At 59.1% G+C, this 12,126-nt stretch carries 12 protein-coding genes; 9 read left to right on the top strand and 3 right to left on the bottom strand.

The window, feature by feature from the left end; all coding sequences use genetic code 11:
• Positions 1-25: 25 nt before the first annotated feature.
• The gene (gene smpB / locus IF189_RS04005; protein ID WP_007953781.1) at positions 26-508 is read right to left on the bottom strand and encodes an SsrA-binding protein SmpB; all 483 of its coding nucleotides are present in this window, start codon (positions 506-508) and stop codon (positions 26-28) included.
• Positions 509-627: 119 nt separating this feature from the next.
• On the opposite strand from smpB, the gene IF189_RS04010 reads away from it, so the two are divergent.
• From IF189_RS04010 to IF189_RS04020, 3 genes are read left to right on the top strand one after another with little or no spacing between them, the layout of a single operon-like run.
• Entirely contained in the window at positions 628-2,031 is a 1,404-nt protein-coding gene (locus tag IF189_RS04010; protein WP_114881374.1) for a sodium-dependent transporter, read from the top strand.
• A 7-nt stretch (positions 2,032-2,038) separates the two neighbouring features.
• Positions 2,039-2,473, top strand: coding sequence for a type II toxin-antitoxin system RatA family toxin (locus tag IF189_RS04015; protein ID WP_003221509.1), 435 nt, complete (start codon positions 2,039-2,041; stop codon positions 2,471-2,473).
• Positions 2,466-2,780: an RnfH family protein gene (locus IF189_RS04020; RefSeq protein WP_192552873.1), complete on the top strand. Its 315-nt coding sequence runs from the start codon at positions 2,466-2,468 to the stop codon at positions 2,778-2,780. Before IF189_RS04015 ends, IF189_RS04020 begins: the two co-directional genes overlap by 8 nt.
• Positions 2,781-2,841: 61 nt before the next feature.
• Here the strand turns inward: IF189_RS04020 and IF189_RS04025 are convergent, their stop codons facing one another.
• Entirely contained in the window at positions 2,842-3,369 is a 528-nt protein-coding gene (locus IF189_RS04025) for an outer membrane protein assembly factor BamE (RefSeq protein ID WP_085711859.1), read from the bottom strand.
• Positions 3,370-3,466: 97 nt separating this feature from the next.
• Here IF189_RS04025 and fur point away from each other — a divergent pair, with 97 nt between their 5' ends.
• Complete coding sequence (gene fur, locus IF189_RS04030; protein WP_064119476.1) at positions 3,467-3,871, top strand: ferric iron uptake transcriptional regulator; 405 nt, start codon at positions 3,467-3,469, stop codon at positions 3,869-3,871.
• Between the two features lie 75 nt (positions 3,872-3,946).
• Here fur and recN read toward each other — a convergent pair whose 3' ends face one another.
• On the bottom strand, positions 3,947-5,620 hold the full coding sequence (recN, locus tag IF189_RS04035) for a DNA repair protein RecN (protein ID WP_192552874.1): 1,674 nt from the start codon (positions 5,618-5,620) through the stop codon (positions 3,947-3,949).
• A gap of 240 nt (positions 5,621-5,860) precedes the next feature.
• On the opposite strand from recN, the gene grpE reads away from it, so the two are divergent.
• From grpE to carA, 5 genes are all read left to right on the top strand, one after another.
• Complete coding sequence (gene grpE / locus IF189_RS04040; RefSeq protein ID WP_192552875.1) at positions 5,861-6,430, top strand: nucleotide exchange factor GrpE; 570 nt, start codon at positions 5,861-5,863, stop codon at positions 6,428-6,430.
• A 102-nt stretch (positions 6,431-6,532) separates the two neighbouring features.
• On the top strand, positions 6,533-8,449 hold the full coding sequence (gene dnaK / locus IF189_RS04045; RefSeq protein WP_085711857.1) for a molecular chaperone DnaK: 1,917 nt from the start codon (positions 6,533-6,535) through the stop codon (positions 8,447-8,449).
• A 297-nt stretch (positions 8,450-8,746) separates the two neighbouring features.
• Positions 8,747-9,871, top strand: a complete 1,125-nt coding sequence (gene dnaJ, locus IF189_RS04050) for a molecular chaperone DnaJ (RefSeq protein WP_085711856.1) — start codon at positions 8,747-8,749, stop codon at positions 9,869-9,871.
• 9 nt (positions 9,872-9,880) lie between these two features.
• Positions 9,881-10,687, top strand: a complete 807-nt coding sequence (dapB, locus tag IF189_RS04055) for a 4-hydroxy-tetrahydrodipicolinate reductase (RefSeq protein ID WP_114881376.1) — start codon at positions 9,881-9,883, stop codon at positions 10,685-10,687.
• Positions 10,688-10,944: 257 nt separating this feature from the next.
• Positions 10,945-12,081: a glutamine-hydrolyzing carbamoyl-phosphate synthase small subunit gene (gene carA, locus IF189_RS04060; RefSeq protein ID WP_085711854.1), complete on the top strand. Its 1,137-nt coding sequence runs from the start codon at positions 10,945-10,947 to the stop codon at positions 12,079-12,081.
• Positions 12,082-12,126: the final 45 nt, after the last annotated feature.

The following is a 12,126-nucleotide window of genomic DNA, read 5'->3' on the forward strand; positions in this document are numbered from 1 at the left end:
GGGAACGGTCATTCAGGCAGAAGAATCAGTCTTCCTTGCCCTTGTTGCGCACCGCACGCTGCAATTCGCGACCGGCATCGCGTTCGCGTTCGGTATCACGCTTGTCGTATTCCTTCTTGCCCTTGCCCAGAGCGATTTCGCACTTGACCATGTGCTTGCTCCAGTACCAGGACAGGCACACGCAGGCGTAGCCCTTCTGCTGCACGGCGGCGGCCAGCTTGTCCAGCTCGCGGCGGTTGAGCAGCAGCTTGCGGGTGCGGACCGGGTCGGCGATGACGTGGGTGCTGGCAGTCATCAATGGCGTGATGTGACTGCCGAGCAGCCAGGCTTCGCCGTCCTTGAGCAGGACGTAACTGTCGACCAGTTGCAGCTTGCTTGCCCGCAGACTTTTTACTTCCCAGCCGGCCAGGACCAGACCAGCCTCGAACTTGTGCTCGATGAAGTAATCGTGTCGCGCCTTTTTGTTCTGCGCGATGGTCCCTGTTGGGTGTTTCTTCTGTTTAGCCATAGGGGCGGCATTATATGGAGATAAACGGCTGTCGGCTACGGTGATGCTGCGTGCTTGAGCAGGTTGAGTGAATCCCGGACAATGCGGCCTCTTTTTCTAACGCTTGGGCGTGATAAACGATGTCGACAGACAAGGTTTCTGTCCACGGCAGTTGGGCTAGCCGCTGGGTTTTCATATTCGCCGCGACCGGTTCGGCCGTGGGATTGGGCAGCATCTGGAAGTTCCCCTACATGGTCGGGGTCTACGGTGGCGGCGCCTTTGTGCTGATGTTTCTGGCCTGTATCGCCCTGATCGGCATTCCGGTGATGCTCGCCGAAACCCTGATCGGCCGCCGTGCCCGTCAGAGTCCGGCGAATGCCCTGAAGGTGCTGGCGCTCGAAGCCGGACACTCGGGCAAGTGGTCGTGGGGCGCGTTCGCCGGGATGATCACGGCGTTACTGATCCTGTCTTTCTATAGTGTGGTCGGCGGCTGGTCGCTGGATTACATCATTGATATGGGGCGCGGGGATTTCCAGGGGGCGACGGCTGATCAGGTTGGTGCCTATTTCGGTAATGTCATCGCCGACCCATGGCGCATCACGCTGTGGCACACGGTGTTCATGCTGCTGTCGGCGGTGGTGATCGCCAAAGGCGTGGTCGCCGGGCTTGAACGCAGCTTGCGGATCATGATGCCGCTGTTGTTTGTGATGGTCCTCGTCCTGCTGGGCTACAGCATGACTACCGGGCATTTCATGGAAGGCGTGCATTTCATGTTCGACTTCCACCCGGAGAAGGTCCTTGATGGCTTGCTGCCGGCGATGGGTCACGCCTTCTTCTCTCTGAGTGTGGGTGTGGGCTCGATCATGATCTACGGCGCCTACATGACCAAGGAAGCCTCGCTGTCCGGCACCGTCGTGGGTGTGGCGCTGCTCGATACCTTCGTTTCGCTGGTGGCCGGTCTGGCATTGTTTCCGATTGTGTTCGCCGGCGGTTTAAACCCTAGCGAAGGTCCGGGCCTGATGTTCGTCAGCCTGCCATTTGCTTTCGGTAACGTGCTGTTCGGCCAGTTGATGGGCGTGGTGTTCTTCGTTCTGGTGGCGATTGCTGCCTGGAGTTCGGCGATTTCCCTGCTGGAGCCGATGGTCGCCTATCTGGTCGAGCGGACTAAAATCAGTCGTGCGTGGGTGACATTCTGGTTGGCGTTCACCTGCTGGTTTGTCGGCCTGGGCACGGTGTTTTCCTTCAATATCTGGAAGGAAGCGAAATTTTTCGTGAACGAAGGCGGGATGTTCCATCTCTACCAATGGGGTGCCGCAGGCGGTCTGGACTTCTTTGGTGTGATCGACTTCTTCACCTCGCGGATCATGTTGCCGCTCGGCGGGCTGTGCTTTGTGCTGTTTGCCGGTTGGGTGATGGGGCGTGAAGCGGTGCGTGACGAATTGTCGATTCGCAGCCCGGCGCTGTTCGCCCTGTCTCTGTTCTTGATGCGCTATGTGGCGCCCATCGGCATTCTTGTAGTGTTTGCCACCCAGCTCTGGAAGTGACGCTTACATGACGACACATATTCAACGATCAGCGCTGCTGCCTTATCCGGCGCAATTTCTCTATGACCTGGTCAATGACGTGGCGCGTTATCCGGAGTTTCTGCCGTGGTGTTCGTCTGCGGAAGTCCTGGAAAGCTCGCCTGAACACATGCGTGCCAGCGTCGGTGTGGCCAAGGGCGGCCTCAGCCAGCACTTCGTGACGCGCAATACCCTGGTGCCGGGGCAGTCGATCGAGATGAATCTTGAGGAAGGTCCGTTCAATCAGTTGCACGGGGTATGGGTGTTCAAGGCGCTGAACGAGAAGGCCTGCAAGATCAGCCTCGATCTGTCCTTCGATTATGCCGGCCCGCTGGTGCGCGCCACGCTCGGGCCGCTGTTCAATCAGGCTGCGAACACTCTGGTGGATGCTTTCTGCCAGCGCGCCAAGCAGATGCATGGTTGAGCCGGTGATCGAAATAGAAGTGGTGTATGCGGCGGTTGATCGTCAGGTGTTGCGTACGATCAGTGTGGCAGAGGGTTCGACGGTGCGCGCTGCGCTGTCGGCCAGCGGCATCGATGGCGACTTTCCCGAGCTGGATCTGGCGGGTTGTCCGGTCGGGATTTTCGGCAAAGTGATTGCCGATCCGGATGTGCGGGTTGTTCGGGCGGGGGATCGCTTGGAAATCTACCGACCGCTTCTGGCTGATCCGAAAGAGGTGCGCCGATTGCGGGCCGCCAAGGCTGCCGAGGCCAAAGCCGGAAAACAGTGATTGCGCCGATCGGCAGGCAATAAAAAACCCGGAATTTCCGGGTTTTTTATTGCGTCGCACATTATTGCGGCGAGGTGTCCAGCGGCTCTGGTGTCGGAACCGGAACGGTTTCCACACCATCGACGTCCTTCTGGATCTGATCCAGCAAGGAACCTGGCTTGACCGGTTTTTCCGGTTTTGGCTTCTCGGCGTTTTCGGCAGGAGCGGTCACGCTGGTGCCACTGTCCTTGCCGAGAATGGCTTCGTCACGGCTCACGCCCGGCATGAAGTCACCGGACAGGCTGACAAGGCGGTCGTTAGAGTCGAAAATGACACTCATGCGTTCCTGCTGGCGTTCACCGCCACCAGGTTGCAGGCTGTACAGATAATCCCAGCGATCGGCATGGAACGTGTCGACAAGCAGAGGGTTGCCCATGATAAACCGTACTTGCGGCCGGGTCATTCCCGGGCGTAACTGGTCTATCATGTCCTGCGTGACGACATTGCCCTGCTGGATGTCGATTTTGTAAACCCCGGGGAATGAACAACCGGCGAGTGCGAGCAGTCCCACAAAGGTGAAACTGGTTAGCAAGAGCTTGGTGTTTTGCATCGGTGGGCGACTTCCACTATCTTGGCTGGGACAACGTAAACGCCGATCATACCCGCATTAAGAGAAGCTGCGAAGCAGCATCGCGAGAAAGCTGACCATGGTTGAAAATAGCGAACTACGCAAAGCCGGCCTCAAAGTGACCCTGCCACGGGTCAAGATCCTGCAAATGCTCGACTCTACCGAGCAGCGTCACATGAGTGCCGAGGACGTCTACAAGGCGTTGATGGAAGCTGGCGAGGACGTCGGTCTGGCCACGGTTTACCGTGTTCTGACCCAGTTCGAAGCGGCTGGCCTCGTGGTCCGTCACAACTTCGACGGCGGCCACGCGGTATTCGAATTGGCCGACGGTGGCCACCACGACCATATGGTCAACGTGGAAACCGGTGAGGTTGTCGAATTCGTCAGCATCGAAATCGAAAAGCTCCAGAAGGCAATTGCCGAAGAGCACGGTGTCGAGTTGGTGGATCACAACCTGGTGCTGTACGTACGCAAGAAAAAGTAAGCATGTCGCGCGAATTTCAGGTTCGCGAAACGAACGAAGGCGACCCGAGGGTCGCCTTCGTGCTTTCTGTCGTGCCTAAACTTTTGCGGTAACGACCATCTTCTTGGCGTGCGCCAGAGACTCTTTGGTCAGATCGATGCCGCCGAGCATCCGTGCGACTTCTTCTATACGGTCATTTTTGCTCAGCTTCGCGACGGCGGTGTGAGTCGCCTGATCGCCCCGCACCTTGTGCACAAATAAATGCTGATGGCCCTGCGCGGCCACTTGCGGCAAGTGCGTAACGGTCAGGACCTGACCGCGTTCGCCCAGGCGTCGCAGCAACTGGCCGACAATCTCGGCCGTCGGGCCGCCGATGCCCACGTCCACTTCGTCGAATACCAGCGTCGGCACGCGTGAGGTCTGGGCGGTGATGACCTGAATCGCCAGGCTTATCCGCGAGAGTTCGCCGCCGGAGGCCACTTTGGCCAAGGCCTTTAATGGCTGGCCAGGGTTGGCGCTGACCAGCAGTTCGACCTGTTCGAGTCCGTTGGGCAGGAGTTCGCCGCTGGCGTTGGGGCGCAGTTCGATGGTGAAGCGTCCGCCGGGCATGCCGAGGCGTTGAATCTCCTGTTCGACTGCGCTGGCCAGACTGCCCGCAGCCTGATGGCGTAGATCGCTCAGCTCGCGAGCCTTTTCCTGATAATGACGGGCATATGAAGCAAGTTCTTCACCCAGACGCTCGATGGATTCGTCGTTGGCATTCAGGGTTTCGATTTCATCCAGCAGTTTTTGCTGCATCTCGGCGACTTCGGTCGGCTGGATCCGGTGTTTGCGTGCCAGGGTGTAAATGGCATCAAGGCGTTCTTCAAGATATTGCAGGCGTGCCGGATCGGCGTCGAAATTGTCGAGAAAGCGGTTGAGTTCGCCGACAGCCTCTTCGACCTGGATCTGCGCACTGGTCAGCAAACTGCTGGCTTCGCCCAGGGCGCCAATCGAGTTGTTCACGCTGGACAGGCGATTGAGGCTGGCGGTCAGCGCATTCAGCACATTGCCGGAATCGCTTTCGCTGCATTGTTCGACCACTTGCCGGCAGATGCCCAGCAGAGTTTCGGCGTTGGTCAGGTTCTTGTGTTCCTGCTCAAGGTCTTCCAGTTCGTTCTCGCCGAGACCGAGGTTTTCCAGTTCTTCGAGCTGATAGCTGAGCAGTTGATGACGTGCGCGTTGCTCGTCGCCGGAGTTGGACAGGCGCTCGAGCTCCTGACGGGTCTGGCGCCAGCGCTGTGCGGCCAGTTGTACCTGTCGGGCCAGATCGGTGGCGCCGGCGTACTCGTCGAGCAGGCGACGGTGGGTATCCGTCTTGAGCAGGGATTGGTGTTCGTGCTGGCTGTGGATGTCGATCAGCAGCTCGCCGAGGGCCTTGAGGTCGCCGAGCGGGCAGGGCGTGCCGTTGATATAGCCACGGGAGCGGCCTTCCGAGGTGATGACCCGGCGCAGGATGCACGGGCCGTCGATTTCCAGGTCGCGCTCGGCCAGCCATGCGCTGGCTTCGGGGATATCAGCCAGGTCGAAGGTCGCCAGGATGTCGGCCTTGTCGGCGCCCGGTCGGACCACGCCGCTGTCGGCGCGGTCGCCCAGGGTCAGGCCGAGGGCGTCGAGCATGATCGACTTGCCGGCGCCGGTTTCCCCGGTAATCACGCTCATCCCGCGATCGAGTTCGAGATCGAGATTTTCAACGATGGCGTAGTTGTGTACGGACAGGTGCACCAGCATAAAGGCCGCTCCCAGGCTTTAGGTCTGGTTATTTATACAGTGTTTTGTTTCGGCCTGACAATGCCCTCGCTTAGCTCGATTGGCTTGACCCGATCAAATGCTTATCGCGCCCGGGAATGACAATGCAGCACTTTTTTGTAGGGTTAATCATTGTCAGCCCTTGAAGCCTGATTTTGCGGCCCCATATACCGGGGCAGAAGCGCGAATCGAACTCGCGGACGATATTGAAAGGAGAATTCTATGGCTGACGAACAGACAGTAGATACGCAAAATCCAGAAGCCAATCAGGCGCCCGAGGCTTCGGGTGATGACCTGGCGACCCGTGTACAAGTGCTCGAAGAGCAATTGGCCGCCGCGCAGGATCAATCTCTGCGCGTAGCTGCCGATCTGCAGAACGTCCGCCGCCGCGCCGAGCAGGACGTAGAGAAGGCTCACAAGTTTGCACTGGAAAAATTCGCCGGCGACCTGCTGCCGATCGTCGACAGCCTGGAGCGCGGCCTCGAGCTGTCGAGCCCGGACGACGAAAGCATCCGTCCGATGCGCGAAGGTATCGAGCTGACCCTGAAAATGTTCCAGGACACCCTCAAGCGCTATCAGCTTGTAGCTGTCAGTCCGCAGGAAGGCAAACCGTTCAACGCCGTGGAACATCAGGCAATGGCCATGCAGGAAAGTGCTGACCTGGAACCGAACAGCGTTCTGAAAGTGTTCCAGAAGGGCTACCAGCTCAACGGTCGCCTGCTGCGTCCGGCGATGGTCGTGGTCAGCAAGGCGCCGGCGCCAGTTTCGCCTTCGATTGACGAGAAGGCTTGAAATTAGCCGCAAGGCCCCCATTTAGAAGTCAAGCGTTTAAGTATTACCGCAGTTAGCCACCACTGCTGCGGCAACCAAATCCAAAGTTTCGGGAGAGTGAACATGGGCAAAATTATCGGTATCGACCTGGGGACTACCAACTCCTGCGTCTCCGTGCTGGAAAACGGCGTAGCCAAAGTTATTGAAAACGCCGAAGGCGCGCGTACCACGCCGTCGATCATCGCTTACGCCAACGATGGCGAAATCCTGGTCGGCCAGTCCGCCAAGCGTCAGGCTGTGACCAACCCGCACAACACACTGTTCGCGGTGAAGCGCCTGATCGGCCGCCGCTTCGACGAAGAAGTCGTGCAGAAAGACATCAAGCTGGTGCCTTACAAGATCGTCAAGGCCAACAATGGTGACGCTTGGGTCGAGGCTTCCGGCAAGCAGATGGCTCCGCCGCAAATCAGCGCCGAAGTCCTGAAGAAAATGAAGAAGACCGCCGAAGACTACCTCGGCGAAGCAGTGACCGAAGCGGTGATCACCGTTCCGGCCTACTTCAACGACAGCCAGCGTCAGGCGACCAAAGACGCCGGTCGCATCGCCGGTCTGGACGTAAAACGTATCATCAACGAACCAACCGCAGCTGCTCTGGCTTACGGTATGGACAAGGCCAAGGGCGATCACACCGTGATCGTTTACGACCTGGGTGGTGGTACCTTCGACGTTTCCGTGATCGAAATCGCTGAAGTTGACGGCGAGCACCAGTTCGAAGTACTGGCCACCAACGGTGATACCTTCCTGGGTGGTGAAGACTTCGACATGCGCCTGATCGACTACCTCGTCGACGAGTTCAAGAAAGAGTCCGGCATGGACCTGAAGAACGATCCACTGGCCCTGCAGCGTCTGAAAGAAGCCGCCGAGAAAGCCAAGATCGAGCTGTCTTCTTCGCAGTCGACCGACGTCAACCTGCCGTACATCACAGCAGATGCGACCGGTCCTAAGCACCTGAACGTGAAGATCTCTCGTGCCAAGCTCGAGTCGCTGGTCGAAGATCTGGTGAACCGTACCATCGAGCCATGCCGCATCGCTCTGAAAGACGCCGGCATCGACGCCAGCAAAATTGACGACGTGATTCTGGTCGGTGGCCAGACTCGTATGCCTCTGGTGCAGAAGGCAGTTACCGATTTCTTCGGTAAAGAAGCTCGTAAAGACGTGAACCCGGACGAAGCCGTTGCCATGGGTGCTGCCATCCAGGGCGCCGTTCTGGCCGGTGACGTGAAAGACGTTCTGCTGCTCGACGTCAGCCCGCTGACCCTGGGTATCGAAACCATGGGCGGCGTGATGACCGCGCTGATCGAGAAAAACACCACGATTCCTACCAAGAAATCGCAAGTGTTCTCGACTGCCGACGACAACCAGGGCGCCGTGACCATTCACGTCCTGCAAGGTGAGCGCAAGCAAGCCGCACAGAACAAGTCCCTGGGCAAGTTCGACCTGGCCGAGATTCCACCAGCGCCTCGCGGTGTGCCACAGATCGAAGTGACCTTCGACATCGACGCCAACGGCATCCTGCACGTCGGCGCGAAAGACAAGGCGACCGGCAAAGAGCAGAAGATCACCATCAAGGCCAACTCCGGCCTGTCGGATGAAGAAATCCAGAAGATGGTGCGCGACGCCGAGCTGAACGCCGAGGAAGACCGCAAGTTCGAAGAGCTGGCCGCTGCCCGTAACCAGGGTGATGCACTGGTTCACTCGACTCGCAAGATGATCGCTGACGCTGGCGACAAAGTGACTGCAGAAGAGAAGACTGCAATCGAGGCCGCTGTGGTTGCCCTGGAAGCCGCCGTCAAAGGCGACGACAAGGCTGCCATCGACGCCAAGGTAGAAGAGCTGTCGAAAGTCTCTGCGCCGGTTGCCCAGAAGATGTACGCCGAACAGGCTCAGCCTGCCGAAGGCGCGGCACCGCACGCAGAGAAAGCTGAAAAGGCTGACGATGTTGTCGATGCCGAGTTCGAAGAAGTCAAAGACCACAAGTAAGTTGTTGGTCGGCCGGTTGACTGCCTTTGGGCACTGACTGGTAGGATGTCGCCGCGCGGGAGCTTGCTCCCGCGTTGGCGTATCTGGAATACGCGAATTTTTACAGCATGCGACAAGCTTCGCGTGTTGGCGGTATGGCCGGGAATGCTCCTGCTTTTCGCGCCGAAAATACCGCATGAATCAAAGACCAGGATCGTTGAATTGACGTGAGTTGGGTCCGGGCCTGTATTGGGGCTCAACGAGTTTGGCGAAGCTCAGGAGGGGTTTGCCGAACGTCCTCAAGAGTATGAAGAACTTATGGCTAAGCGTGACTATTACGAAGTGTTGGGTGTTGAGCGCGGCTCAAGCGAAGCAGACCTGAAAAAGGCCTATCGCCGTCTGGCGATGAAGCATCACCCGGACCGTAATCCCGATGACAAAGCGTCGGAAGAGCTGTTCAAAGAGGCCAACGAAGCCTATGAAGTGCTCTCCGATTCCAGCAAGCGTGCAGCGTACGACCAGTACGGCCATGCCGGTGTCGACCCAAGCATGGGTGGCGGCGGTGCCGGTTTCGGCGGTCAGAACTTCTCCGATATTTTCGGTGATGTCTTCAGTGACTTCTTCGGTGGCGGTCGCGGCGGCTCCCGTGGTGGCGCTCAGCGTGGCAGCGACTTGCGCTACACCCTGGAGCTGAACCTGGAAGAAGCGGTGCGCGGTACCACCGTGAATATCCGCGTTCCGACACTGGTCAACTGCAAGCCGTGCGATGGTTCGGGCGCCAAGAAAGGTTCGTCGCCATCGACTTGCCCGACTTGCGGCGGTATCGGCCAGGTGCGCATGCAACAAGGCTTCTTCTCCGTGCAGCAGACCTGCCCGCGCTGCCATGGCCAGGGCAAGATCATTTCCGACCCGTGCGACTCCTGCCACGGTGACGGCCGCGTTGAAGAATACAAAACCCTCTCCGTCAAAGTGCCGGCCGGTGTCGATACCGGTGACCGCATTCGTCTGTCCGGCGAAGGCGAGGCGGGCACTCAGGGTGGCCCGACCGGCGACCTGTACGTTGTGATCAATGTGCGTGAGCACGCGATCTTCCAGCGTGACGGCAAGCATCTGTTCTGCGAAGTGCCGATCAGCTTTGTCGATGCGGCGCTGGGTGGCGAGCTGGAAATCCCGACCCTCGACGGTCGTGTGAAGCTGAAGATTCCGGAAGGGACTCAGACCGGCAAGCAGTTCCGCGTACGCGGCAAAGGCGTGGCGCCGGTGCGTGGCGGTGGTGCGGGCGACCTGATGTGCCGTGTGGCGGTCGAGACCCCGGTCAATCTGAACCGTCGTCAGCGTGAATTGCTCGAAGAATTCCGCAGCTCTCTGGCGGATGACAACAGCCATTCGCCGAAAACCACCGGCTGGTTCGATGGCGTGAAGCGCTTCTTCGGCGATCTGTAAGGAGTCGGCATGCGACGTATAGCTGTGATGGGCGCCGCCGGGCGCATGGGCAAGATTCTGGTTGAGGCCGTGCAGCAGCGCGCGCCGCTGACCGGTTTGACAGCGGCCATCGTTCGCCCTGGCAGTACGCTGATCGGGGTGGATGCCGGTGAGCTGGCTTCGCTCGGTCGAATCGGCGTGCCGCTGTCCGGGAATCTGGAATCGGTCGCGGAAGAGTTCGACGTGTTGATCGACTTCACCCTGCCGGAAGTCATGCTGAAAAACCTGGCCTTCTGCCGCAAGGCCGGCAAGGCCATGGTGATCGGCACGACCGGGCTGGATGCTGCCCAGAAGCAGTTGCTGGCCGAAGCGGGCAAGGATATTCCGATCGTGTTCGCCGCCAACTTCAGCGTCGGTGTCAACCTGTCGCTGAAACTGCTCGACATGGCGGCCCGTGTGCTGGGTGATGATGCGGACATTGAAATCATCGAGGCCCATCACCGTCACAAGATCGATGCGCCGTCGGGCACGGCCCTGCGCATGGGTGAAGTGATTGCCAGTGCGCTGGATCGTGATCTGCAGAAAGTCGCGGTCTATGGCCGCGAAGGCCACACCGGTGCGCGTGAACGTGAAACCATCGGTTTCGCCACTGTTCGCGGTGGTGATGTGGTGGGCGATCACACGGTGCTGTTCGCCTGTGAAGGCGAGCGTCTGGAAATCACCCATAAGGCTTCGAGCCGCATGACGTTCGCCAAGGGCGCGGTGCGTGCAGCGCTGTGGCTGGATGCTCGTGAGCCGGGTCTTTATGACATGCAGGACGTGCTCGACCTGCGTTGAGCCTTGTTTGAACCCGGCGCAAACGCCCTGTTTGTGCCGGTTTTGCTCCGCCTGGCGACGCCCTGTCGCATTCTCCGGCCTTTCGGGCTCATTGGCGGTAGACCAAAAATCCCTTTTTCTGTAAGCTACAGCTTTAGTGTGTCCACTAAAAGCGCGCAGAATAATTCAGTGAAGAAGCGGGGTGACGTGTCCATACGTCACTCCGCTTTTTTACAACCTGCGATTGCCCTTTCATGCGTTATTTACGGGAGGTCTTCTTGACTAAGCCAGCCATACTCGCCCTTGCTGATGGCAGCATTTTTCGCGGCGAAGCCATTGGAGCCGACGGTCAGACCGTTGGTGAGGTGGTGTTCAACACCGCAATGACCGGCTATCAGGAAATCCTTACCGATCCTTCCTACGCCCAACAGATCGTTACCCTGACTTACCCGCACATCGGCAACACCGGCACCACGCCGGAAGACGCCGAGTCCAATCGCGTCTGGTCCGCTGGCCTGGTCATCCGTGACCTGCCGCTGGTAGCGAGCAACTGGCGTAACACGATGTCCCTGTCCGACTACCTGAAAGCCAACAATGTTGTGGCAATCGCCGGTATCGACACCCGTCGCCTGACCCGCATCCTGCGTGAAAAAGGCGCACAGAACGGCTGCATCATGGCCGGCGACAACATCTCCGAAGAAGCGGCCATCGCCGCTGCGCAAGGCTTCCCGGGCCTGAAGGGCATGGACCTGGCGAAAGTCGTCAGCACCAAGACCCAATACGAATGGCGCTCCACTGTCTGGGATCTGAAAACCGACAGCCACGCGACCATCGAAGCCTCCGAGCTGCCATACCACGTGGTTGCCTACGACTACGGCGTCAAGGTCAACATCCTGCGCATGCTGGTCGAGCGCGGTTGCCGCGTGACCGTAGTGCCGGCGCAAACCCCGGCTGCCGACGTGCTGGCCCTGAATCCGGATGGCGTATTCCTGTCCAATGGCCCTGGTGATCCGGAGCCTTGCGACTACGCGATCAAGGCGATCAAGGAAGTGCTGGAAACCGAAATTCCGGTGTTCGGCATCTGCCTCGGTCACCAGCTGCTGGCCCTGGCTTCCGGCGCCAAGACCCTGAAAATGGGCCACGGTCACCACGGTGCCAACCACCCGGTTCAGGATCTGGACACTGGCGTCGTGATGATCACCAGCCAGAACCACGGTTTTGCGGTTGACGAAGCGACCCTGCCAGCCAACGTCCGTGCGATCCACAAATCGCTGTTCGACGGCACCCTGCAAGGCATCGAGCGCACCGACAAGAGCGCGTTCAGCTTCCAGGGTCACCCTGAAGCGAGCCCGGGCCCGAACGATGTGGCACCCCTGTTTGACCGCTTCATCAACGAGATGGCCAAGCGACGCTAAGCGCTCGCCTTGAGACTGTAGCGAGAAGCCCTTGAGGGCGGCCCC

This window comes from Pseudomonas sp. IzPS59 (assembly GCF_014863505.1).
Lineage (GTDB): Bacteria > Pseudomonadota > Gammaproteobacteria > Pseudomonadales > Pseudomonadaceae > Aquipseudomonas > Aquipseudomonas kribbensis.

What these genes read in the sequence shown, in the direction of transcription:
- IF189_RS04020 (WP_192552873.1), top strand. Translation starts at nt 2,466, where the DNA reads ATGGTTGAGCCGGTGATCGAAATAGAAGTGGTGTATGCGGCGGTTGAT.
- dnaJ (WP_085711856.1), top strand. Translation starts at nt 8,747, where the DNA reads ATGGCTAAGCGTGACTATTACGAAGTGTTGGGTGTTGAGCGCGGCTCA.
- dapB (WP_114881376.1), top strand. Translation starts at nt 9,881, where the DNA reads ATGCGACGTATAGCTGTGATGGGCGCCGCCGGGCGCATGGGCAAGATT.
- smpB (WP_007953781.1), bottom strand. Translation starts at nt 508, where the DNA reads ATGGCTAAACAGAAGAAACACCCAACAGGGACCATCGCGCAGAACAAA.
- recN (WP_192552874.1), bottom strand. Translation starts at nt 5,620, where the DNA reads ATGCTGGTGCACCTGTCCGTACACAACTACGCCATCGTTGAAAATCTC.
- fur (WP_064119476.1), top strand. Translation starts at nt 3,467, where the DNA reads ATGGTTGAAAATAGCGAACTACGCAAAGCCGGCCTCAAAGTGACCCTG.
- IF189_RS04025 (WP_085711859.1), bottom strand. Translation starts at nt 3,369, where the DNA reads ATGCAAAACACCAAGCTCTTGCTAACCAGTTTCACCTTTGTGGGACTG.
- IF189_RS04015 (WP_003221509.1), top strand. Translation starts at nt 2,039, where the DNA reads ATGACGACACATATTCAACGATCAGCGCTGCTGCCTTATCCGGCGCAA.
- dnaK (WP_085711857.1), top strand. Translation starts at nt 6,533, where the DNA reads ATGGGCAAAATTATCGGTATCGACCTGGGGACTACCAACTCCTGCGTC.
- IF189_RS04010 (WP_114881374.1), top strand. Translation starts at nt 628, where the DNA reads ATGTCGACAGACAAGGTTTCTGTCCACGGCAGTTGGGCTAGCCGCTGG.
- grpE (WP_192552875.1), top strand. Translation starts at nt 5,861, where the DNA reads ATGGCTGACGAACAGACAGTAGATACGCAAAATCCAGAAGCCAATCAG.